Origin of the sequence: Actinomadura rupiterrae, from assembly GCF_024172125.1 — a bacterium.
In the GTDB taxonomy this organism is placed as follows: Bacteria; Actinomycetota; Actinomycetes; order Streptosporangiales; family Streptosporangiaceae; genus Spirillospora; species Spirillospora rupiterrae.
The window spans coordinates 74869-95016 of sequence record NZ_JAMZEA010000018.1 but is presented as its reverse complement, the minus strand read 5'-3'; the positions used below and the strand labels follow the sequence as shown (position 1 = coordinate 95016).

Here is a 20148-nt window from a genome sequence, read left to right as displayed (position 1 = left end):
CGGGCCGAAGGGGAACGTTTCTCCAGGTCACGCCGTTGTCGCTAATGTACGAACCGTCAACGGGAGGCAGGGCACACGTGCAGTTCAACGGCATCAAGACGGCGGCCCTGATCGCAGCGCTGTCGGCGTTGATGCTGGCGGTGGGCTGGGTCTTCGGCGGCACGGCCGGCCTGACCATCGCCCTGGTGATCGCGCTCGGCACCAACGGCGTCGCCTTCTTCTTCAGCGACCGGATCGCGCTGCGCTCGATGCGCGCCCACCCCGTCGGCGAGGTCGAGGCGCCGGTGCTCTACCGGACCGTCCGGGAGCTGTCGACGTCCGCGCGGCAGCCGATGCCCCGGCTGTACGTCTCGGAGACCATGCAGCCCAACGCGTTCGCGACCGGCCGCAACCCGCGCAACGCGGCGGTCTGCGTCACCCGCGGCATCCTTCGCATCCTGGACGAACGGGAGCTGCGCGCCGTCCTCGGGCACGAGCTGTCCCACGTCTACAACCGGGACATCCTGATCTCCTCGGTGGCCGCCGCGATCGCGACGGTCATCACCTACCTGTCCCACCTGGCGTTCTTCCTGCCGATCGGACGCTCCGACGACGATGACGGCCCTGGCATCATCGGCGCGCTCCTGATGCTCGTCCTCGGCCCGATCGCCGCCGCCGTCGTCCAGATGGCGATCAGCCGCACCCGCGAGTTCCAGGCGGACGCCTCGGGCGCCCAGCTCACCGGCGACCCGCTCGCGCTCGCGTCCGCGCTCCGCAAGATCGAGGCCGGCACCCAGGCGCTGCCCCTCCCGCAGGACCCCGAGCTGGCCACCACCAGCTCCCTGATGATCGCCAACCCGTTCCGCGGCGGCGGCATGGGCAAGCTGTTCTCCACCCACCCGCCGACCGCCGAGCGGATCGCCCGCCTGGAGCGCATGGCGGGCCGCTGAAAAAAGGTCCGAACCTCCGGGCCGTCCCGCCCGTCATAGAACACAAGAGCGCGCCCGCCGCGCCCTTCAGCGGGGGAAGGGTCGCGGGGCGCGCTCTCCTACGGCTCACGCGGCCGGGACGCCATCCCCCCGGCGCCCCGGCCGCGTGACCGTCCTACCGGTAGTTCACGAACTGCAGCGCGACGTCCAGGTCCTGCCCCTTGAGCAGGTTGATCACGGTCTGCAGGTCGTCCTTCTTCTTCGAGCTGACGCGCAGCTCCTCACCCTGGATCTGGGCCTTCACGCCCTTCGGCCCCTCATCCCGGATGATCTTGCTGATCTTCTTGGCGTTCTCCTGCGAGATGCCCTCCTTGAGCGCCACACCCAGCTTGTAGATCTTCCCGGACGCCTTCGGCTCCCCCGGGTCGATCGACTTCAGCGAGATCCCGCGCTTGACCAGCTTGTCCTTCAGGACGTCCAGCACCGCGTTGGCGCGCTCCTCGGTGTTCCCCTGGATCTCGATCGTCTCGCCGGACCACTTGATCCCGGCGTCCACGTTCCGGAAGTCGAACCGGTTCGCGACCTCCTTGGCCGCCTGGTTCAGCGCGTTGTCGACCTCCTGCCGGTCGAGCTTGCTCACGATGTCAAAGGAAGAGTCCGCCACCGGACACCTCACCCCTTCTAAGCTGCGATTACGTCCGCTCCGAACACCAGGCGCGCGCCCCTGCGCCCACCCCGGCGCGCCCCGCCAGCGTAGCGACCCGAACGGATGTCACACCCACTCCCAAGGTCCGCTATTCTTTCCAGTGCCGCCGCGACAGCGGCGACCACGGCGGGTTGCCCGAGTGGCCAATGGGAGCGGACTGTAAATCCGTCGGCTTAGCCTACGCAGGTTCGAACCCTGCACCCGCCACAGGAAAACGATCAGCCCCTCACCTGCGAAAACAGGGTGAGGGGCTGATCTTGTTCTACGTCGAAGCTACCGGCTGTTCCCGGTCACTGCCAGGTGTTCACGGGACAGTGACGGGACACTCGCGGGACACCCCGGTCATACCTCCGGGTGATCATCGTCATCCCGCAAGGCGTCGGTGATCCGGTCGTTCCACATGCCGTCATGGCCGTCGATGCAGCCGGCGTAGACGCGTAGCAGGACTTCCACGCCGTGGCCGGCGCGCCGAGCGACCTCCGGGGCGGGAACGCCGGAATTGAGCGCCAGCGTCACACCGCTGTGCCGCAGGTCATACGGGCGTCCGGCAAGCGGAGAAGCGACCTGGGAGGGCGTCAGGGCTTGCTCGCGGGCCTTCCGCCAGACGCGCCCGTACACGCTTTCCGACAGCGGGCCGCCGCGCCCCCCGGAGAACAGGCGGCCATCGCTGGCGGTGCCGTACTCGTCCAGGTGGTGACGGAGCAGCCGGACCAGTTCCGGAGGGATCGGTACCGGCCGGGTGGTCTTCTTCGCGCGGTGCTTGAGCTGCCGTGCCTCATGGCTGTTGCCGGTATCCGTCCAATCGGCGCCGACCCGGGGCGCGTTCTGGCCCAGCAGGATCAACCCCCAGCCCTTGTCCGGGAGTTCAACGCAATCGTCCTTGCATAGAAGCTTGGCTTCTCCGGGCCGCGTGTAGGCGTAGTAGAGACAGCCGTAGAACGCGACCAGTTCCGGGCGCCAGGATTTCACCGCATCCAACAGGGCGCGGATCTGCTTCGGGTTGGCGAGTACGTTGCGGTTGACTTCCTCGGCAACCGCAGGCGCCTTCCATTTGATTCGGTCGATGGGGTTGCTGGGCAGGATGTCGAGTTCGACGGCATAGCCGAACACGCCATGAATGATGGCGCGCTTACGAGCCACCGTCTTAGCGGCCGCCGGTGCACCGTCCAGCCGGAGCGCGATGGCATCCAGCGCACGCCGAACAAGTTGGGAACGCTGCTCCCGCTCGTTGATGGCCACCACCTTCAATGAGTTGGCGCGCAGCCAATCCAGGGCGGCGGCTTTCGCGCCGGTCAACTCGGTGGTCTCCCGCCGCACCTTGTGGAACGCCCAGCCGTACAAGGCCTCCCGGAGAACCTGGGGGTCGGGCCTGCCCCGTTCGGTGGCGACCATGACCGGCGTGACAGTGGCGAGCGCATCGGCGATACCGGTTCTCGACTTGGGCGCGGCGTCCGGCCATTTCAGATCGACGTAGCGGCAGGCCAGTTCGAACCACGTAACCGAGAGCTGCTCACGGACCATGGACTCCGGTAGCCCGGTCTCGGTGTCGAAGCCTTCCCCGCGGCGCGCGGCTTGCATGAGCTTGGATCGGTGGTTGTCGGCCAGCGCGTATTCGGTGAACCACTTGTCGAATTCGCGTTTGGCGACGATCCAACGGACGCCGTGCCCGCGCTTGCGCTTCTTTCGCGCAAGCTTCCAGATGTTGACGTCGTGAGAGTAGGGCATTGTCAGGCGGCCTCTCGCATCTCGACGTGGGCATTGAGCCATGCCGCAAGGTCGGCCGAACGTACGCGGATCTGCCCATTCGGCAGCTTGAAACAGGACGGCGCGCTGTCCAGGGACCGCCAGGTGTCGAAGGTGCTGCGGGCCACGTCCAGCATGGTCAGCACTTCGGGGAGGGTGAGGAGCGGCTCGGTTACGGGCGCGCCGAACCAAGAGGTCAGAGCGGCCGGGGACACGTAGAGACGCCGGTTGGCGAACTTGATGCACTCGGGGCTTTTGCCGAGCACCCGCCAGGTGTCGAAGGTGCTCCGCGACACCTTGAGTCGGGTCAGCACCTCGGACAGGGGCAAGAGGGCGGCGGTCATGGACGTAGCCATGGTTGGGGTCTCCGTGGGTTGGTCGGTTGGGTGGGTGCCGGCGGCGTGCTTGGTGGCTAGTGCGCCGGCGTTCGGGACGCTGGGGGGAGGGGTATCCGTCCCAAGCGTCCCGAGGTCATTTCCGCAGGTCAGCCCTGGGACGGATTGGTGTGCTGGGACGCTTTGATCCGTCCCAGGGCGTGTTCGGTTCGGCTTCGGGTGGTCGTTGGGTTCGTGGGTGGTGGGACGCTTCAATCCGTCCCAGTGGCGGTATCCGTCCCAGGGCTGACCTGGGCCGGGACGTTCGGGACGCTTGGTACGGATACCCCTGGCAGGGGAACGACGGTGCCCTCCGGGCGTGCGGCGGGCGGGGGCGGCTCGGGCGGGCAGTACCGCGCCCACGCCTCGCTGAAGTCCGCGCGCAGATAGCCCTTGGCCTGCTGGCCGTTGGGGAACCGGATGGTGCTGGATCGGATCTCGTATTCGCGGAGCATCGCGCCGAGCCGGTGCGGGGTCAGCCCGGACGGCCCGTAGTCGGCCCACGGGGATTCGGGGGCGTTCTTGAGTCGGTCCAGCAGGACGGCGGTTGGTAGGGCGGTGTCGGTGCCGAACGCGGCGCGGCAGTCGGTCAGCGCGCGCAGCCGCGGGGACATGTCGTCGGAGTCGTCGGCTTCGGCGGTGAGTGCCAGGACGGCGGCGCGGGCGCGGTTGGGCCACGGGCCGGCGGCGTGGTCGGCGACGACCACGAGCGGTTCCCAGGTGTCGGCGGCGCGGTCTTCCACGGGCATGGGCGGCTCGGCGTTCTCCAGAATCTTTAGGTCGGGGCGGAGCCAGCGCGCCAGGTCGGTTGCCAGCTGGCGGAGCGCGGGCCGGTCGCGGCGGTGCCGGTAGGGCGCGACAGTTTCGCCGGGGGCGCGGCGCCGCATCCGGACCACGATGGCGCGGTCTTCGATGGTGTCGGGCATGGCGCCGATGCCGGCGAGTGCGGCCATGGCGAAGGTCGGGATGGACTCGACGCGTCCGAGGTTGGCGTCATACCGCTTGGCGGGCCGGTTGCGCTGGTGTCCGGCGTTCAGCAGCCCGCGCAGATCTTCGTTGCCTTCGGCTTTGGCGCCGAACAGCGTGTCGGCCTCATCCACGAGAAGCGTGGGCGGGTCGTCGCTGATCGACCGGTACACGGCGGCCGGACTGCTGTTGACGGTGATGAACGGGTTGTGGCAGGTGGCCTCCACCACGTCCAGCAGGCGGGACTTGCCGCACCGCTTCTCCGGGGCGCGGATGACCAGCCGCGGCGCGTGCGGCCATGCGGGTTGGACGTGGGTGGCCGCGATCCACAGCGTGACCGCGTCCGCGGCGTGGTCGCTGGGCAGGATGACGTACTTGGTGAGGGCGGCGCGCAGCGCGTCCAGCAGCGCGGCGCCGTCGATCGGCTCGTGGTGCTCCTCGGTGTCGGGGTCGGTGGTGGGTTGCGCGGCCGGTGCGGGGTTCATGCGGCCTGCTTCCGGGTGATGGTGCGGGGACGGGCGGCGCCGGCGGTCAGACCGGAGGTGATGGTGGCGTGGACTTCACCGGGGGTGAGGCCACCGGGCCCGCTGTGGACGGCGGCAGCGTCGGTCAGGTGCGCGGCGGCGTGGTCGGCGGGCAGCAGGCCGGCGCCGACCAGGCGCCCGAGGTTGTAGGCGGCTTTGTTGAGAGCGTGGTTGCGGGTTCCGGGCTCGGCATCGGCCACGCGCCGCTTCTCCCCTTGGAGTGCCGTTCGAACGTAAGCCGGGAGGTCACCGACCCCGGCGCGCTGTCCGGGAGGGCACTCCAAGGGGACAGGAGTCGGCGGGGTGGCGGTCAGCAGCCCCGTCAGCCAGTCCGGCAGGGGCGCGGGCGCGACGTCATGAATGACGCGGTAGGCGCCGGTTCCGTCCGGGAGTTCGACGCGGCTGCCGGCCGCGACGACGTATCCGCCGTGCGCGCGGGTGTCGATCAGCCACCCCAGGCCGGTGCGGTGCCGTCCGGTCGTGTTGCGCAGACGGACGCCGGGCGGGCTGGTGAAGTACAGGTGCAGCCCGCCGCGGCGGGTCCGCACGGTGTAGGTCTCGGACGGGAAGGGCTGGCGGTGGCGTTCGCACAGCACCGCCAGCACGTCGGCACCCTCATGGACACCGGGCAGCGCCCACGGCTTCGGCGGGGTCTCGCCGGGCTTGGGGGTGTCCAGGTCGATGACGACCAGCCCGGACGGCCCGCAGGCAACCGCGGTGTTGAACGCGCCGCGGGACCAGAACGCGCGGATGCGGTCGGGGTCGGTGGTGGCGTGGGTCTCCCAGTCGGTGAAGCGCGGCAAGGGCCGCTTGTCGCCGGGGCGCAGCGGGAACACGTGCCAGCCGCGCGCCGCGCACTGCAACGCCGAACCCAGTGATGCGGGCACCTTCCCCGCCGGCGCGGCGCCGGACGCTGCCGAGGATGGCGCGGACGTGGGCGTGGGCACGGCGGCGGGGGTGCGGCCGGGGCAGGGGCATCCGGGGTGGTTGCAACCGCCGGACGCCTCTCGCCACGTCCGGTCGCCGATGGCCCAGCCGCTACGGCCGGCGCTGCGGGTGTGGGCGCCGTTTTGGTGCCCACACCGCCCGCACGCGGCTTGCAGTTCAGTCAGCCGCGGCGTCTGCCGACCGGTCCGCGCGGTCATCCGGCCTCACCGGTCCGCGGGATCACGATGCCTTCGGGGGTCAGGGTGAACTCGTGGGCGTTCTCGCAGATCCACAGGTCCCCCGCGTGGTCGGGGTCGAAGGTGGCCCAGCAGGTGACCGCGGACAGGCAGGACGGGCAGTCCGGGCCGTCATTGGCCGGCCAGTAGGTAACCGGGGTGCGGGTAACCGCGCGGCAGGCGCGGCAGCGCCACAGGTGCAGGGCGGGCGTGACGGTGAAGTCGTAGCCGGCCCATCGGGTGTGCTGGTTGCTGCTGCAGCCGGCGCAGTCGGCGCCGTCCGGGATCGGCCATTGGCCGGTCGGCGGCATGTCGGGGATGTGATGCGTCATGATGGAAGTGCCTCCATCTGGAAGGGCTTCGATGGACCTGCTGGTTCGTTGGGGTCCGTGGTCGGTTGGGGGTGCGGTCCCCGGCGGCGTGCTTGGTGGCTAGTGCGCCGGGGACCGCTCTTTTCGTGTCCGGGGGGCTGGGCTAGCTGCTCTCGGGAAGTTCTCCGCCGGGCCGGGACCGCCGGACGCGGGCCGGACCGGTGTTGACGGCGTGGTCGTCGGCGGTGGGGTCGGTGTCGAGTAGGTAGAGGTCGAAGTAGCGGCGGGCGCCTCCTCCGCGACGGTTGGGGTAGGCGGGTGAGATCTCGCCGGTCTGGCAGCGCCCGCCGGACAGCTCCGGCAACAGGCGGGTCAGCAGGTCGGCGACCGCGCCGGCGTCGTCGTCCAGCCCGGACAGCCGGACCTTGACCACGCGGACGGTGGGCGGCGTCATGAGACTCCCGATGTGGTTGCGGCAGGGGCGTTGCACCCTGGGCTTGCGGTCGGGCGGGGGTCGGGGGTTGGGATTACTGGTCAGCGGGCCGCCACGGGTGGCGTGGCAGGTGGGCGTTGCAGGGGCGTGGCATCGGGCGTTGCACGCTCGCGTGGCGGGTGCGTGTGGGCGCGTTGCATCATGATCAACTTGTGTGGGCGCGCTACCCACGCGCAGCCGTGCGCGCGATCTCAAGCGGGTTAAGCGGCGGCGCCGGCGGTGTCGGGGGCGGCGTGGATCTGGTGTCGCTGGGTCTCGTCATCGAAGCCGAGCACGCCGTCATCGCGGAGTTTGCGAATCCACTTCTGTGCCCATGCTCGGCTCAGTCCGGCGTTGGTCCAGATGTCGGACAGGTCGGCGGTGGTGAAGTCGGTGACGCCCTGGTTCTGCCATTGGGCGATGCGGTCATAGAGCGTCTGGCGGGCTTGGGCGGCGGTCATGGTCGGGGTGGGGCGGGTGAAGGTCCATTCGGCGTCGTCGGGGTCGTCTTCGATGGGGCCGTCTTTGTCGGCGGTGATGCTCGGGTCGGGGTCGGGCGTGGTGATGTCGTCCTCCGGGTTCCAGTCGTCCCCGTCGTCCTGCGGGCCGCTCACGGCGTCGTCCCGGTCGTCCGGGGCGTTAGCGTCGTCGGTCCCGCTCGCGGCGCCCACGGGGCCGGTGAGGGGCATGACGGCCGCGGCGGCGCGGGTCACGGCCGCGGTGAACTCGTCCACCTGCTTGGCCGCGGCGGGCCATTCCAGGGCGTGCGCGTGCAGCGCGGCCGGGTCGGGCTTGCCGTCGCTTTTGAGCCATCCGAAGGTGCGCAGCGGCATCGCGATCCGGCCGGAGTCGATGCTGGGAGCGTCCAGGTAGGCCATGCCGGGCTGCTTGTCGCCCCACAGCTCCGGACGCGCGCCGGCGTCTTCTTGGGCGTCTGAGAGTCCGAACGCGGCGTCGGCGGCGTTGGCGACGCCGAAGCACATGTTCGCCAGCTGGCCGCGCGCGATGGTGGGCATCTGGGTCCAGTCCGAGCGCTGCAAGCTCAGCACGATCGTGCCGCCGGCCGACCGGATGGCCTTCAGCAGCTTCAGGAAGGTCTCCACGCCCTTGTCTCCCAGGGCGTCGAAGATGTCGGGGACCTCTTCCAGCCAGAGCACCCAATAGGTGAGGCCGCAGCCCGGTTCCCAGTTGACGTAGCCGTGCGCCGACAGCCAGTCGGTGCGGGGCTTGAGTTGGGCGTGGATGTCGTTGATCAGGGACCGGACGCCGGCCGTGGTGGTCTCGAACCGGTGCAGCGCCGGCCGCAGCTTGCCGATGCTCTGTTCGCCCTTGGTGAGGTCGGCGGCGAACACCACCACGTCCCGACGGGTGATGATCTCGGCGAGGTAGTTCCAGGCGGCGCCGACCGACTTGCCCGCGCCGGTCTTGCCCATGACCTGGAAGTGGTGCCCGGCGATGGTGTGCAAGACCTCGTCACCGTCCTGCCACACGCCAATCCGCAGCGGCTCACCGATGGACCCGCCGGGCCGGTACGGGCCGGGCCACGGGATCGGGTGCTTCATCACCCGCGCGTCCGACAGGACGACCTTGGCGCGGTCGGCGCGGTCCTCATCGGCCGAAACGGTGATGGTGCCGGGCGGCAGCGCCATCGCGCCTTCGATGTGCTCGGTCTTCTTCTGAATGTCGGCCACGGTCTTCTGTCCGGCGGGCAGCGCCATCGCGGCTTCGATCTTGTGTTCGCTGGCCTTGACGGTGGCCATCCGGGCACCGTCCAGGCCGGTCTTGTCCTTGGCGTGGTCGAACAGGAACGCCAGCGGGTCCATCACCCCGGACAGGCCCTGCTTCTCCCGGATCACGGTCCGGATGTTCCAGCCCAGGCAACCGACCAGCCCGCCCACGGTGACCAGCCACGTCACCACAGGCTGACCGATGCCGGCGACCGAACAGGCGGTGACCCACATACCCGCGGCGGCGGTGGTCGCGGTCGCCGAACCGCGCCCGAGGATGCCGCGTTGGTGGGAGACGTTCCAGGTCACCGCCGACAGCAGCCCAGTGCCGAGCGTGAGCCCGATCCCGGACCATGCGGCGGCCTGCCCGTGCCCCCACAGCACGTGGCACATCTGCCCGATGCCGGCGGTGAACGGCCAGACCAGCCACGGCGGCGCCAGCGTCATCAGCTTGGACGCTTGGGCGGCCTTGACGCGCTCCCAGGACGATTCCTCGATGGTGGCGACCTGCGCGGTGTTCTTGGCAGCCATGGGTCACTCGTCCTTGAAGTTGAACTTGGGCTTGGTCTGCTTGGGCGGGTTCAGCACGTCGGCGAACTCGGTGCGGAACTGACTGTGGAACTTCACCGCCTCGGCGGCCGCGGCGCCCGAGTGCTCCCCGGCGCGGCGCAGCCGGTTGCGGACCCTGCGGGCGCGCAACTTGACGTCCACGCCCATCAGCAGCGGGTTGCCCTTTTGCGAGGCCACGAGCGCGCCGTAGACCTCATCGGCGGCCATCTGGAACTCCATCGACATGTCCCGGCACAGCCCGCGGGCGGCCTGGGCATAGGCGGTGATGGACTTGGCGCCGGTGAACTGGATGTTTCCCAACTCGATGATGCGGCTCTTGGTGCTCACAGGTCAACTCCCTGCACGGTCACGGACGGAACGGCATCGGCGGACGGGTCGTCGGAGTGCGGTTCGGTGGTCTCGGCGTCGATAGCGCCGGCGCGGCCGGCGCGGTATTCGTCGGCCAGCACGTGCCCGAGTCGCGAGCACACGCCGGGCGGGGTGCCGACCGCGGCCGACACCAGCGCGCACAGCGCCGCCCAGCACAGGACCAGCACGCGCCAGCAGCCGCGGGCCACGCCCGCCAGCCGCGTCCACCACGCCGGGCGGGCGGACGGGCCAGCGGGCCGTGCGGTGGCGGTCAGCATCACCGCTGCCCCCTCATCCGCGACGGGAGACCGAACCGCAGCCGCGGCAGGTACCGCACGCGCGTCAGGCGCCAGCGCGCCAGGGCGAACACCGCCGCACCGACCGCCGCGGCCACCACCGCGGGCGCGCCCAGCAGGTGCAGCAGGATCAGGTACACGGGCCCGCCAGCCCAGGCCGCGAGCATGAACCGGTCGGCGGGGCGGAGCAGGTACGGGGCGCGGGTACGCGGCGCCGCGTCGTCTCGGGTACGGGTGGCGGTCATGGTGGGCTCCTCGGGAAGTACGGGGCGGGTCATCGCGCACCGCTCTCGGCAGGTACGGGCGCGGACCCACGGGCCGTCTCGGCGGCCTTGGTGACAGGGGCAGGCGGCGCCGACGTCACTGCGGCGGCCGGCGGCGCGTCGGGAGTGGTGGTCAGGGTGGACAGGTAGTCGCGGACCTGGGATGCCTTGTCCTGACCGCACCGCAACGCGGCCTTGATCCGACGAATCGACGGCACCTGACCGGCCGCGAGTTCCTCGGCGAACACCCGCGCCGCGCGCACGTGCGCGGGGTCAATCCCGACTGGGAGCGCGCGTACCTGCGCGATGCGTTCGGACTTGTCCTGCTTCGACAGCCGGACGGCCGCGGGCGTACTCGTGGGGGGTACGCGAGGCTCGGCAGGTACATTCCGGGCGGGATCGGGTACGCGCGCAGGGGTGGGCGTACCCGGAGCGCTTGCCGTACCTGCCGGGTTCGACGTCGGGGCGCGGTCGCGGCCGGTGGCGGTGGTCGGGGCGGGCACAGTGGTGCTCGTACGGGCGGTCCGGCGGCGCCGGATCATGCCCATCAGCAGCTCCACCACAAGGATGAGCGTGGCGGCCGGCCACGCGCCGACCACGGCACCGATCAGGCCGTGCGCCCAGCCGTGCAGCACGTTGACGGCCATGGTCGCCGCGATGCCCAGCAACAGCGCGGCCCGCGCCAGCAGCGGCGGCCGGTGCCCCTGCCGGGCCGCGTCCAGCAGCACCATGGAGGCGCAGAACACCAGCCCGTCCGGGGTCAGCGGGGTCAGGTAGGTGGTGATGCCACTCTCGCCGTGCAGCCGGACCACTTCCAGCGCGTGCCGGAACGACACCACCGCGGCGATACCGCCCAGCGCCACCACCGTGACGGCGGTGCTGCGCCGGATCATCCGGTCCCCGCGCACCGGGACGGCCGCGGGCATGGTCGGGTCGGGGATGTTCACGCGGCCTCTCCCAACTCGGCGCGGGCCATGGCCCAGGCCGGGACGGTCAGCGGGGCGTGGCTCTCGTGGTCGATCTCGGCGGCCATCACCGCGCGGCAGCAGTACGGGCACCGGAAGTGCACCGGGCCGCCGTCCAGCGGCGTGCGGCAGGTCGGGCACAGCGTGCCCGCCGGCCGGTAGCCGCTCGTGGTCCGGGCCGTGACGGGGGTCGGCGTGGTCGCCGGGTCGTGGAGGTTCGTGGTCGGTCGGGCGGCGGTGGTTCCGGCGGCGTGCTTGGTGGCCAGTGCGCCGGCGACCACGGTCAGGGATCGCATGGTCGAAGTCCTTCCTGCTAGTCCAGGTCGCTGCCGTGCTCCGGGGGCGGGGCGTCGTCGGGCTTGTGGCCGGGCGGCAGGTAACCGGCGTGGTTCGTGGCGTCGTCGCCGGTCAGAAGGGCGTGGATGGCGATCGCGTCGAAGGTGCTGCTCTTGCCGGTGCCGACCATGCCCATAACGTGCGGGTGGTGGCTCATGCGGCGTTCTCCCAGCTCTCCGCGCAGTCCAGGCAGGCGCCGAGGCTGCGCGGGATCACGTATCCGACGTCGGTGCGGCATTCGGGGCAGGTGCGGCGGGCGGCCATGGCCTTGCCGAGCGCGACGCGCTGACGCGGGCTGGCGGTCCGCTTCGGCAGGGCGAGACGCGCGTCGTACAGGTACGCCTCACGCACGCCGCGGGTCCGGCGCGATTGCCACATCACTTGGGCGACCACGGTCTGACCGCCGGGCCGCAGTCCGCGCGCCGTGAGCTGGCGGCGGGTCAGCAGGTGACCGGGCGCCATCCGCCACGGGTAGGTGGGCACGCCGTACTTGTCGCCGGTCGGGTCATAGAAGCGGGTCACGCTCCCGCGCCGGCGGCTCACCACGCACCGCCGGTGCGGTGGGCCGCGGTGTGCGGGGTGCGCACGCGGCCGGACCTGCTGAACGCCGACACGGTCAGCAGGTCCGAGGTCAGGTGCGGGCTGGCGGTGACCGTCACCGCGCCCGACCGGGACTCGGCGGTCACTTCGCCGGGCTCCGCGGCGTGCGCCGTGATCGCGCCCGAAGCGGTGGACAGGTCAGCGCGGGGACCGCTCAGGCGGTCCACCTGGATGGCGCCGGACTTGGTGACGGCCTGGATCTCGCTGGTCCAGCCGAGCCACACAGCGCCGGAGGTACTCGACACATTGCCCCGCACGGCGGAGGTCACCCGCACCGCACCCGAACCGGTCTTGGCGATCAGGTACCGGGTGTGGTCGTCGGGCTTGGTACCGGTCAGGCTGCCCGAGGTCGAATCGAACTTGATGCCCTCGTAGCAACCGGTGACGTCCAGGTCGGCCGACTCGGTGGAGGCGACCACGCCGGAACCGGCCGGAAGCCGGGCGGTCACCATCAGCATGCCGGACGGACCCGCGGTCAGCTCCGACACCGGAACGCCGTTGACGGTGATCTCGTCCAGGTCGAACACGCCACCGTGGAACGACACCCCGCCGACCTGGAAACCGGTCGCCACGCGTCCGGCGGACTGCGTGATGCGCACCGCCCCGTCCGACACGGTCACGGTCCGCCCCGCGCTGACGGCGGGGACCTTGACCAGCAGGCGGGTCGGGTCGGGCAGGAACTCGATACGGGCGTCTCGGACCGCGGCGGCAAGCTCCGGGTCGTCGCCGGTCGCGGTAACCGTCACCTCGGCGAACCGCCGGCCCGACTCGGTGATGGTCTCGATACGGCCGTGCGGCAGATCCACCGCCAGCACTGCCGGGCCCGCCACGCTGGCGGTCAACGTTCGGGAAGTCATGGGGGAGGACTCCTCTACTCGTTGGTCTCGGACGGCGGGTTGGGGTTGATCCCGAGGCCCGACACAGCGATGTGTGCGGCCTGGAGGTCACGGAGCAATGCGGCCAGATGGCCGCCGGCCTGCTGGATGGCGGCGTGCATCTCGGCGTAGGACGCGTTGGCGTTTCCGCTGTTCGGCCCGTAGAACGGGTTCTCAACCGCGCGCCCCTGGGCGATCTGGTCGCGAACCAACTCGCTCATCTGCGCGAGCGTCTGAGGGAGAGACCCGATAGCGGCGGTCAACGAGCCGAGCACGGTGTAGACGTCGCCGGGGTCGTCCAGGCCGCCGCTGCCCGGCATCGTGGCGTACGTGAGCAGCCGAGCCGATTCCGCAAGGGCGTCGGCAATCGCAAGGGTCTGGTCGGGGTTGTGCCCCGCATCGGCGCGGGCGGGCTCGGCCTCGGCGTTCGCTCGGATCTCGATCACTGGTGACACTCCTTGCGGGTAGTCGCGAAGTACTTCGACACGATCATCAGGCCGCGGCGGGAAGGTCAGCCGGAACGGGGGAGGGCATCTGACGCGCGTTCCGGCGCAGCTCGTTCAGCTCACGCACGGACAGACCCGCCCACATGCCGTGCGAGGGGCGCACGCGAAGCGCGTAGTCCAGGCACTCGGCCCAGACCGGGCACCTCTCGCACACCTCCCGCGCCACGTCCATTCGGGCCTGACGCTCGGCGACGGACTCCGGGGTGAACACGTCCGGGCCGGTGTGCAGCTCCGGGTCCCATCGGCACGCGGCGTTTTCGGCCAGCGCGTCCAGCAGATCCACCGAGCGCAGTAGGGACGGACGAACGGTCATGACGAACTCCAAGGGCGTGGTGGTCGGTTGGGGGTGCGGTCCCGGCGGCGTGCTTGGTGGCCAGTGCGCCGGGAAGCGCGACAGGCGACGGCGGGCGGTCACTGCTTGTCGGGGTGGATGGAGGAGAAGAACGTGCCCGCGGAGTGCAGGGCCTTGTTGACCGTGTGGCCGGCCGACGCCGGCGAGTTGAACACGTAGAAGATCAGCGCAATTGCGATCAGGGTCTGAACGACGTGGGACTTCTGGGGGAGCATCGGACCTCCGTCAAGTTCGCCTCTTCGGTACTTCGGTACCGAACTTGCGATGACCGTAGCCCGCCGCGATGGCGCCGCGCAAGGGTTTGGTACCGAACTACCGAAGTGATTAGATGACCTCATGAGGTCAGAGCCTGCGACCGGTGTACTCCCGGTCCATCACCAGATCGCGAATGACCTGCGGGAACGCATCCAGTCGGGGGAGCTTCAACCGGGCGCCCGGTTGCCCACCATCGGCGACTTGCAGCGGGATTGGGGTTGCTCTGACGGCGTCGTCCGTGAAGCTCTCGCGGTGCTCCGCTCGGAGGGACTGATCGCGAGTTCGCGCGGCAAGGCGTCCACCGTCCGCGTCCCGCCGACTCGTATCAAGCTGCGGACCGGCTTTGCGCAGGAACAGAAGGATCTTGTTCTGCGGCCACGCGCCGAACGGGCCAAGCGCGGTGCAATCGAGATGATCTCCGGCGTTCCGATCGAAGAGGTCATCTCCACACATCGCTATGAGGTCGTCGCCGCGAACCCTGATCTGAGCGAGGAATTCGGGATCGCTGAGGGCGGCGAACTTCTACGTCGGACATATGAGATGACCGACCCGAAGACGAGACATCGCCTGTCTTTCAGTATTTCATACATCCCATTGGAGCTAATTCGGGACAACCCGGCTCTCTTGGATGAGGAGAACGAGCCATGGCCGGGCGGGCATCTGCATCAGCTCTACACGGTCGGGATCGAAGTCGGAAAATTCATCCGATCGGTTATCGCCGAGCAACCTACGGTCGGAGATCGTCAGCGCTGGGGTATGGACGAAGGGGTGCCAATGCTTCGCGTGCGTACCCGGTCGATAGACATAAATGACAGGGTTGTTGAGCTTTCGGACGCGTGGTACCCCGCGGACAGGACGGAACTCGTCTATGCCGAGAAGCTGGCGCGCTGGCCAGCCGACCATAATCGATTCGACATTAAGAAGGGGGACCGTTAATGGAGCGGCCTACGATTGATCCGGCTCTAGGGCTTGAACTCAAGCGGGAGCGGACGCTAAGTAGATCAGATGCCAGTGTCAGCATCATCATCCCGGCTCACAACGAGGAAGCCACCATTGGCGAAGTCGTGAGTGAAGCGAGACGCGCTCTCGTTGTTCTCGATGTCGCGGGTGACGTCACCGTAAGCGCAAGTGCATGCAGCGATGCGACCGCGCATATTGCTGCGCGCGCGGGGGCGCATGTCGTCGATGCGCCGAAGGGCAAGGGAGCTGCCATCATCACAGGACTTAAGGCGACAACCGGGGATGTTGTCTGTCTGATCGACGGCGACTTGCAGTACTACGGTGATCAGCCGCTCGCGGCGTTGGTCACCGAGCCCATCCTAAACGGCATCGCGGATGCGGTTGTCTCAGATCTCTATTGGAGGCCGCTGTATCCTCAACTTTGGCTGCAAGCCTTCTTTGCGCCAGTTGCCGGGTTTCTTTTCCCGGAGATGCTTTCGCGGGTTGGTTCTAGCCCGTGGTCTGGTCAGCGGGCGGCCATGCGGCATCTGTGGCCTACGGAACTACCGGAGGGGTTTACCTCCGACTTGGCCATTCTCCTGCACTGGAACGAGCATGCGAAGACGCTTCGGCCGGTGCTGTCCGATGACTGGGTTAACCCGCAGCGTCCCAAGCCGGACCTGATGCACCAAGAGCTTGAACTTCTGATCTCCGAAGCCCTTCGGCGGGGCAGGATCGGACAAGCGGAAGTCCAGCCGTTGCTTGACTGGTATGAGGACGCTCACGCCCTCATGGCCACCTACCAGCCGGAGAGGGACGACCCACAGGAGTTCGAACGCGAGGTTCTCGGGAAGTCCCGGCGGGCGCTGTACCAGCATCTCGCGAACCACGCTGCGGGACAGTGACGGGACAATGGCACCGAAATACGTGGGCGTGCGCTGTTCCGTGGCAGGTCAGCGGTGGTTTCGGGAGAACGGGGCGAACTCTCTGTAAATCCGTCGGCTTAGCCTACGCAGGTTCGAACCCTGCACCCGCCACACCAATGAGAACGGCCCCTGATCGCGATTGCGGTCAGGGGCCGTTCGCGTGTTCGCGGGTGGGGCCGCGGAGCCGGGGCGTTAGCGGGGGCGGAGGCCTTCGAAGACGAGGGTCAGGATGGCTTCGACGTGGTCGGTGGTTATGGGGCGGGTTTCCAGGAGCAGGCGGTAGTAGAGGGGCGCGTAGAGGAGCTCCACGATGTCGTCCAGGGCGGCGTCGGGGCGGATCTGGCCCTGTTGCCGGGCTAGTTCCAGGCGGTGCCGGCAGTCCTCTACGCGGGGTTTGACCAGCCTTTCCAGGATGGCCTGGGCGGCGGCCGGGTCGGACTGGGCGGCGCCGATGACCTCGCGGTAGGTCGAGGACTGGGGCGACTGGAAGAACTCGGCGACGGCGTGCATCTGGGCGCGCAGGTCGGCCTGGATGTCCCCGGTGTCCCGGAACGTGGTGGTCGGGGCGGCGTGCCGGTCGATCGCCTCGACCAGGACCGCGGCCTTGGACGGCCACCAGCGGTAGATCGTCTGCTTGCCGACGCCGGCCTCCTTGGCGATGGCGTCGACGCTGGTCTTCGCGAAGCCCTGCTCCAGGCAGAGCCTCAGCGCGGCATCGAGGATCGCCTTGTGGGAGCTCTCGCTCCGGTAGCGCGGGTTCGCCGGTTCGGGAGTCATGACCAGTGACTATAGGTGAAACGAGACGACTCGTCTTGACCGGGGTGCCGGGCGGGTCTAGCCTCCATGGGAACGAGACGTCTTGTCTCGTCCATCGGAGGTGCAGGATGCCCCAGCAGATGTCCCGCCGGCACGCGCTGGCCGCCGGTCTCGCCGCCGGCACGGCCGTCGCGGTCGGTGTGGCGGCGAAGGCGGGTGCGGCCCAGCCGGCTCCACCCAAGTCCGACAGCGGAAACCCCTTCCTAGAAGGGCAGTTCGCTCCGGTTCCGTATGAAGTGACCGCGTTCAACCTGGCGGTTACCGGGACGATCCCCAAGGATCTGACCGGGCGCCTGCTGCGCAACGGCCCCAACGTGCTGGGCCTGGAGGATCCGGTCGCCCATCACTGGCTGGCAGGCGACGGCATGGTGCACGGCGTGCAACTGCGCGACGGCAAGGCCGAGTGGTACCGGAGCCGGTGGGTCCGCGCGAAGGGCACTGCCGAGAAGCTCGGTGAGCCGGTGCGGGGAAAGCCGGCCGAGACCGATTTCGCGTCGAACGTCAACGTGATCGGGTTCCGGGGCAAGACCTATGCGCTGCAGGAGGGGACGGCTCGTCCGCAGGAGCTCACCAATGAGCTGTACACGGTCGGGCCGTGCGATTTCGACGGCACATGGGCCGGGACGATGTCGGCACATACCAAGCTCGACCCGGGCAGCGGTGAGCTGCATTCGGTAAGCTACGACGAGAGCGCCGATTACGTGCAGTACATGGTCGTCGGCGCGGACGGGAAGGTGAAGTCGAGCCGGAAAATTCCCATGGGTGGGACGATCCTGATGCACGACTTCGCTCTCACCGAGAAATACGTCGTGCTCTACGACCAGCCGATCATGTTCGATATGGGGGCGATGCAGCGGGGGCAGAAGATCCCGTGGGTGTGGGATGAGAAGCGTCCCAATCGGGTGGGGTATTTCTCGCGGACCGGCGGTCCCGTCACTTGGATCACCGTTCCGGCAACGTATATTTCGCACACGCTCAACGCGTACGACGAGGGCGGGGGCATCGTCGTCGACTTCGTTGAGTTCCCTGCTCCGTTCAGTGCGGACCAGCTGTCGACCAGTGCGCCGCCGTCCCTGGTCAGATGGACGATCGACCGGGCGCGGGGCGCCGTCCGCCGGAGCGTTCTGGACGACCGTCCGCAGGAATTCCCGCGCGTCCCGGACGCCCGGGTCAGCCGAAAGCACAGGTACGGCTACACGGCCGCCACCGCCGATTTCCTGAAGTCGTACGGGCACGGTTCGACGCCCGACTCGGCGTTCAGCAACGGCCTGGTCAAGCACGATCTGGTCACCGGCCGTTCGCAGTTCCACCAGTTCCCGAAGCATGCCAGTGCGAGCGAGGCCGTCTTCGTCCCGCGTGCCGGTGCGCGCGCCGAGGATGACGGCTACGTGATGTCCTACGTGCACAATCCTGATCGGAATGCTTCGGACCTGGTCATCCTGTCGGCGCAGGATTTCACCGGAAAGCCGATCGCCCGGATCCACCTGCCGAGTCGAATTCCGCTCGGGCTGCACGGAAGCTGGATCGCGAGCAGTTGAGAAAAGGCCCGTGTGGTGGCCGCCGGGCAGCCGGTCACCACACGGTTTGCGGCGAACCGCCGCGTCGTGCGTTCGCCACCGCCCCGCGCGTTCGCCCACACCTCGTCCGTCCGCCCACACCTCGTCCGTCCGCCGCCGCCTCGTGCGTGCGCGGGGGGACGGACGTTAGGTTCGCGGGGTGAGCAATGTGTTGAGCGACGCCGCGCGGCGGCTGGTGGACGGGGAGAACCCGGCGGTCCTGGCGACGGTGAATCCCGATGGGAGCCCTCAGACGTCGGTGGTCTGGGTCGGGCGGGACGGGGACGACCTGCTCGTCTCCAGCCAGCAAGGACGGCGGAAGGTCCTCAACGTCCTGCGCGATCCGCGGGTGTCGCTGAGCGTCTTCGACCAGAGCGACCCCCTCTGGTACCTGGAGGTGCGGGGAAAGTGCGCCGTGGTCGAGGACGAGGGGCGCGCGCTCGCGGTCGCGCTGGCGGAGAAGTACGAGGGGACGGGCGCGGGGGAGGAGTACCTCGAACTGCCGCCCGAGATCGTGCGCGTGCAGATGCGTATCTCGCCAGAGAAAGTGTTCGGGACGGCCGCTCAAGCATGAGCAGCCGTCCCGGCGGCCAGGAACCCGGGCTAGGAACCTGGGGCTAGGAACTCGTCCTGTGCGTTAGCGGCGGAAGCGGATTCCTATGGCCATGGGCAGGATCACGGCGGCGAAGGCCGGAACCGGGCCGGGGTCGGGGGCCGGTAGCGGTGCGGACGCCTGGCTGTGCTTCAGGGCGGGCTGCTTGAACGTGGACGGGATCGGGATCGTCCCCATCCGGTTGAGGGGCCAGACCTTCACGAACGCGCGGCCGATGACGTTCTTGGTGGGGATCGAACCGTTGTCGGGGCCGTCCTGGTGCGCGCGCGAGTCGAGCGAGTTGGACCGGTGGTCGCCCATGACCCAGAGCTGGCCCTTCTGGAGCGTCACATCGAAGGGGCTCTCGGACGGCTTGTCCTGCTCGTGGTCGTTGGGGTCGGTGTAGATGTAGGCCTGCTCGTTGAGCGCGACCCCGTTCACAGTGATGCGCCCCTGCGCGTCGCAGCACTTCACGTGGTCGCCGGGGATGCCGATGACGCGCTTGATGTAGTCCTTCTCGGTAGGCGCGACCCCGAAGGCCGTGCCGACCCAGCGCGCCGCCTTGGAGACGATGTTGGTCGGCTTGGAGACCTGCACCTCGGGCTGCCACGAGGGCGGGCCCTTGAAGACGACGACGTCGCCGCGCGTGACGTCCCTGGTGTGGAACACGATCTTGTTCACCAGGACGCGGTCGCCGACCAGCAGCGTGTTCTCCATGGAGCCGGACGGGATGTAGAAGGCCTGGACCGCGAACGCCTTGATGGTGAGGGCGAGGATCACGGCGACGGCGATGAGGACGGGCAGTTCCTTCCAGAACGAGCCCTTCTTCTTGCCCTTGTCCTTCTTGGTTCCCTGCTCGGGCTCTTCTGGAGAGGGTTCCGTGTGCTGGTCTTCAGCATCAGGTCGCACGTTCGAGAACCTCCCCGGGGACAGGCTTGCCAGCTTATGGTGTCCGATGCCTCAGCGCGCCTGCGGATCGGCCCCATGTCGTGGACGCATCATCGGCCTTGGTTGTTCCCAGTTGGAGGCGGATGTTGTTCCTCCGCGAGGTGGATGTTG

General features: G+C 69.0%; 26 protein-coding genes and 1 tRNA gene. 6 read left to right on the top strand and 21 right to left on the bottom strand.

The window, feature by feature from the left end:
- The first annotated feature begins 77 nt into the window (after positions 1-77).
- Positions 78-929: a zinc metalloprotease HtpX gene (htpX, locus tag FHU30_RS43260; RefSeq protein ID WP_253883540.1), complete on the top strand. Its 852-nt coding sequence runs from the start codon at positions 78-80 to the stop codon at positions 927-929.
- Positions 930-1083: 154 nt separating this feature from the next.
- On the opposite strand, the gene FHU30_RS43255 is transcribed toward htpX, so the two are convergent.
- A complete protein-coding gene (locus FHU30_RS43255) occupies positions 1084-1572 on the bottom strand; it encodes a YajQ family cyclic di-GMP-binding protein (protein WP_253883539.1) in 489 nt (162 codons plus the stop codon).
- Between the two features lie 167 nt (positions 1573-1739).
- Here FHU30_RS43255 and FHU30_RS43250 point away from each other — a divergent pair.
- Positions 1740-1821, top strand: a tRNA-Tyr gene (locus FHU30_RS43250).
- 135 nt (positions 1822-1956) lie between these two features.
- On the opposite strand, the gene FHU30_RS43245 is transcribed toward FHU30_RS43250, so the two are convergent.
- From FHU30_RS43245 to FHU30_RS43160, 18 genes are all read right to left on the bottom strand, one after another.
- The gene (locus FHU30_RS43245; RefSeq protein WP_253883538.1) at positions 1957-3339 is read right to left on the bottom strand and encodes a tyrosine-type recombinase/integrase; all 1383 of its coding nucleotides are present in this window, start codon (positions 3337-3339) and stop codon (positions 1957-1959) included.
- A gap of 2 nt (positions 3340-3341) precedes the next feature.
- A complete protein-coding gene (locus FHU30_RS43240; protein WP_253883537.1) occupies positions 3342-3701 on the bottom strand; it encodes a helix-turn-helix transcriptional regulator in 360 nt (119 codons plus the stop codon).
- Positions 3702-3943: 242 nt separating this feature from the next.
- On the bottom strand, positions 3944-5182 hold the full coding sequence (locus tag FHU30_RS43235; protein ID WP_253883536.1) for a DUF3631 domain-containing protein: 1239 nt from the start codon (positions 5180-5182) through the stop codon (positions 3944-3946).
- Positions 5179-6108 carry a bifunctional DNA primase/polymerase gene (locus tag FHU30_RS43230; protein ID WP_253883535.1) on the bottom strand — a complete coding sequence of 310 codons (930 nt, stop codon included), beginning with the start codon at positions 6106-6108 and terminating at the stop codon, positions 5179-5181. Before FHU30_RS43230 ends, FHU30_RS43235 begins: the two co-directional genes overlap by 4 nt.
- Positions 6109-6362: 254 nt before the next feature.
- Entirely contained in the window at positions 6363-6716 is a 354-nt protein-coding gene (locus FHU30_RS43225; RefSeq protein ID WP_253883534.1) for a hypothetical protein, read from the bottom strand.
- Between the two features lie 142 nt (positions 6717-6858).
- Complete coding sequence (locus FHU30_RS43220) at positions 6859-7149, bottom strand: hypothetical protein (RefSeq protein WP_253883533.1); 291 nt, start codon at positions 7147-7149, stop codon at positions 6859-6861.
- 239 nt (positions 7150-7388) lie between these two features.
- Positions 7389-9425 carry a hypothetical protein gene (locus FHU30_RS43215; protein WP_253883532.1) on the bottom strand — a complete coding sequence of 679 codons (2037 nt, stop codon included), beginning with the start codon at positions 9423-9425 and terminating at the stop codon, positions 7389-7391.
- A 3-nt stretch (positions 9426-9428) separates the two neighbouring features.
- The gene (locus FHU30_RS43210; protein ID WP_253883531.1) at positions 9429-9791 is read right to left on the bottom strand and encodes a TraA-like protein; all 363 of its coding nucleotides are present in this window, start codon (positions 9789-9791) and stop codon (positions 9429-9431) included.
- A complete protein-coding gene (locus tag FHU30_RS43205) occupies positions 9788-10090 on the bottom strand; it encodes a hypothetical protein (RefSeq protein ID WP_253883530.1) in 303 nt (100 codons plus the stop codon). Before FHU30_RS43205 ends, FHU30_RS43210 begins: the two co-directional genes overlap by 4 nt.
- Positions 10090-10353: a hypothetical protein gene (locus tag FHU30_RS43200; RefSeq protein WP_253883529.1), complete on the bottom strand. Its 264-nt coding sequence runs from the start codon at positions 10351-10353 to the stop codon at positions 10090-10092. The genes FHU30_RS43205 and FHU30_RS43200 overlap by 1 nt, the downstream gene beginning before the upstream one ends.
- 29 nt (positions 10354-10382) lie before the next feature.
- Positions 10383-11318 (bottom strand): DUF2637 domain-containing protein, encoded by a 936-nt coding sequence (locus FHU30_RS43195; RefSeq protein ID WP_253883528.1) that lies wholly within the window; start codon positions 11316-11318, stop codon positions 10383-10385.
- Positions 11315-11632, bottom strand: coding sequence for a hypothetical protein (locus FHU30_RS43190; protein WP_253883527.1), 318 nt, complete (start codon positions 11630-11632; stop codon positions 11315-11317). Before FHU30_RS43190 ends, FHU30_RS43195 begins: the two co-directional genes overlap by 4 nt.
- A gap of 17 nt (positions 11633-11649) precedes the next feature.
- Entirely contained in the window at positions 11650-11829 is a 180-nt protein-coding gene (locus FHU30_RS43185; protein WP_253883526.1) for a hypothetical protein, read from the bottom strand.
- Positions 11826-12194 carry an RRQRL motif-containing zinc-binding protein gene (locus tag FHU30_RS43180; protein WP_253883525.1) on the bottom strand — a complete coding sequence of 123 codons (369 nt, stop codon included), beginning with the start codon at positions 12192-12194 and terminating at the stop codon, positions 11826-11828. Before FHU30_RS43180 ends, FHU30_RS43185 begins: the two co-directional genes overlap by 4 nt.
- A 17-nt stretch (positions 12195-12211) precedes the next feature.
- Positions 12212-13129, bottom strand: coding sequence for a DUF4097 family beta strand repeat-containing protein (locus FHU30_RS43175; protein ID WP_253883524.1), 918 nt, complete (start codon positions 13127-13129; stop codon positions 12212-12214).
- 14 nt (positions 13130-13143) lie between these two features.
- A complete protein-coding gene (locus FHU30_RS43170; RefSeq protein WP_253883523.1) occupies positions 13144-13593 on the bottom strand; it encodes a hypothetical protein in 450 nt (149 codons plus the stop codon).
- Positions 13594-13639: 46 nt separating this feature from the next.
- On the bottom strand, positions 13640-13966 hold the full coding sequence (locus FHU30_RS43165; RefSeq protein ID WP_253883522.1) for a WhiB family transcriptional regulator: 327 nt from the start codon (positions 13964-13966) through the stop codon (positions 13640-13642).
- A gap of 98 nt (positions 13967-14064) precedes the next feature.
- Positions 14065-14220, bottom strand: a complete 156-nt coding sequence (locus tag FHU30_RS43160) for a hypothetical protein (RefSeq protein WP_253883521.1) — start codon at positions 14218-14220, stop codon at positions 14065-14067.
- Between the two features lie 121 nt (positions 14221-14341).
- On the opposite strand from FHU30_RS43160, the gene FHU30_RS43155 reads away from it, so the two are divergent.
- Entirely contained in the window at positions 14342-15196 is an 855-nt protein-coding gene (locus FHU30_RS43155) for a GntR family transcriptional regulator (RefSeq protein ID WP_253883520.1), read from the top strand.
- Positions 15196-16104, top strand: coding sequence for a glycosyltransferase (locus FHU30_RS43150; RefSeq protein ID WP_253883519.1), 909 nt, complete (start codon positions 15196-15198; stop codon positions 16102-16104). The genes FHU30_RS43155 and FHU30_RS43150 overlap by 1 nt, the downstream gene beginning before the upstream one ends.
- A 213-nt stretch (positions 16105-16317) precedes the next feature.
- On the opposite strand, the gene FHU30_RS43145 is transcribed toward FHU30_RS43150, so the two are convergent.
- Positions 16318-16902: a TetR/AcrR family transcriptional regulator gene (locus FHU30_RS43145; RefSeq protein WP_253883518.1), complete on the bottom strand. Its 585-nt coding sequence runs from the start codon at positions 16900-16902 to the stop codon at positions 16318-16320.
- A 107-nt stretch (positions 16903-17009) separates the two neighbouring features.
- Here FHU30_RS43145 and FHU30_RS43140 point away from each other — a divergent pair, with 107 nt between their 5' ends.
- Positions 17010-18479: a carotenoid oxygenase family protein gene (locus FHU30_RS43140; protein ID WP_253883517.1), complete on the top strand. Its 1470-nt coding sequence runs from the start codon at positions 17010-17012 to the stop codon at positions 18477-18479.
- A 178-nt stretch (positions 18480-18657) separates the two neighbouring features.
- A complete protein-coding gene (locus tag FHU30_RS43135) occupies positions 18658-19071 on the top strand; it encodes a PPOX class F420-dependent oxidoreductase (RefSeq protein WP_253883516.1) in 414 nt (137 codons plus the stop codon).
- 63 nt (positions 19072-19134) lie between these two features.
- Here FHU30_RS43135 and lepB read toward each other — a convergent pair whose 3' ends face one another.
- A complete protein-coding gene (gene lepB, locus FHU30_RS43130; RefSeq protein ID WP_253883515.1) occupies positions 19135-19998 on the bottom strand; it encodes a signal peptidase I in 864 nt (287 codons plus the stop codon).
- Positions 19999-20148 lie beyond the last annotated feature (150 nt).

Bases quoted from the DNA above. Each gene is read 5' to 3' on its own strand.
- FHU30_RS43245 (WP_253883538.1), bottom strand. From the start codon at position 3,339: ATGCCCTACTCTCACGACGTCAACATCTGGAAGCTTGCGCGAAAGAAG.
- FHU30_RS43240 (WP_253883537.1), bottom strand. From the start codon at position 3,701: ATGACCGCCGCCCTCTTGCCCCTGTCCGAGGTGCTGACCCGACTCAAG.
- FHU30_RS43235 (WP_253883536.1), bottom strand. From the start codon at position 5,182: ATGAACCCCGCACCGGCCGCGCAACCCACCACCGACCCCGACACCGAG.
- FHU30_RS43225 (WP_253883534.1), bottom strand. From the start codon at position 6,716: ATGACGCATCACATCCCCGACATGCCGCCGACCGGCCAATGGCCGATC.
- FHU30_RS43220 (WP_253883533.1), bottom strand. From the start codon at position 7,149: ATGACGCCGCCCACCGTCCGCGTGGTCAAGGTCCGGCTGTCCGGGCTG.
- FHU30_RS43215 (WP_253883532.1), bottom strand. From the start codon at position 9,425: ATGGCTGCCAAGAACACCGCGCAGGTCGCCACCATCGAGGAATCGTCC.
- FHU30_RS43205 (WP_253883530.1), bottom strand. From the start codon at position 10,090: ATGCTGACCGCCACCGCACGGCCCGCTGGCCCGTCCGCCCGCCCGGCG.
- FHU30_RS43200 (WP_253883529.1), bottom strand. From the start codon at position 10,353: ATGACCGCCACCCGTACCCGAGACGACGCGGCGCCGCGTACCCGCGCC.
- FHU30_RS43190 (WP_253883527.1), bottom strand. From the start codon at position 11,632: ATGCGATCCCTGACCGTGGTCGCCGGCGCACTGGCCACCAAGCACGCC.
- FHU30_RS43185 (WP_253883526.1), bottom strand. From the start codon at position 11,829: ATGAGCCACCACCCGCACGTTATGGGCATGGTCGGCACCGGCAAGAGC.
- FHU30_RS43175 (WP_253883524.1), bottom strand. From the start codon at position 13,129: ATGACTTCCCGAACGTTGACCGCCAGCGTGGCGGGCCCGGCAGTGCTG.
- FHU30_RS43165 (WP_253883522.1), bottom strand. From the start codon at position 13,966: ATGACCGTTCGTCCGTCCCTACTGCGCTCGGTGGATCTGCTGGACGCG.
- FHU30_RS43160 (WP_253883521.1), bottom strand. From the start codon at position 14,220: ATGCTCCCCCAGAAGTCCCACGTCGTTCAGACCCTGATCGCAATTGCG.
- FHU30_RS43155 (WP_253883520.1), top strand. From the start codon at position 14,342: ATGAGGTCAGAGCCTGCGACCGGTGTACTCCCGGTCCATCACCAGATC.
- FHU30_RS43150 (WP_253883519.1), top strand. From the start codon at position 15,196: ATGGAGCGGCCTACGATTGATCCGGCTCTAGGGCTTGAACTCAAGCGG.
- FHU30_RS43145 (WP_253883518.1), bottom strand. From the start codon at position 16,902: ATGACTCCCGAACCGGCGAACCCGCGCTACCGGAGCGAGAGCTCCCAC.
- FHU30_RS43140 (WP_253883517.1), top strand. From the start codon at position 17,010: ATGCCCCAGCAGATGTCCCGCCGGCACGCGCTGGCCGCCGGTCTCGCC.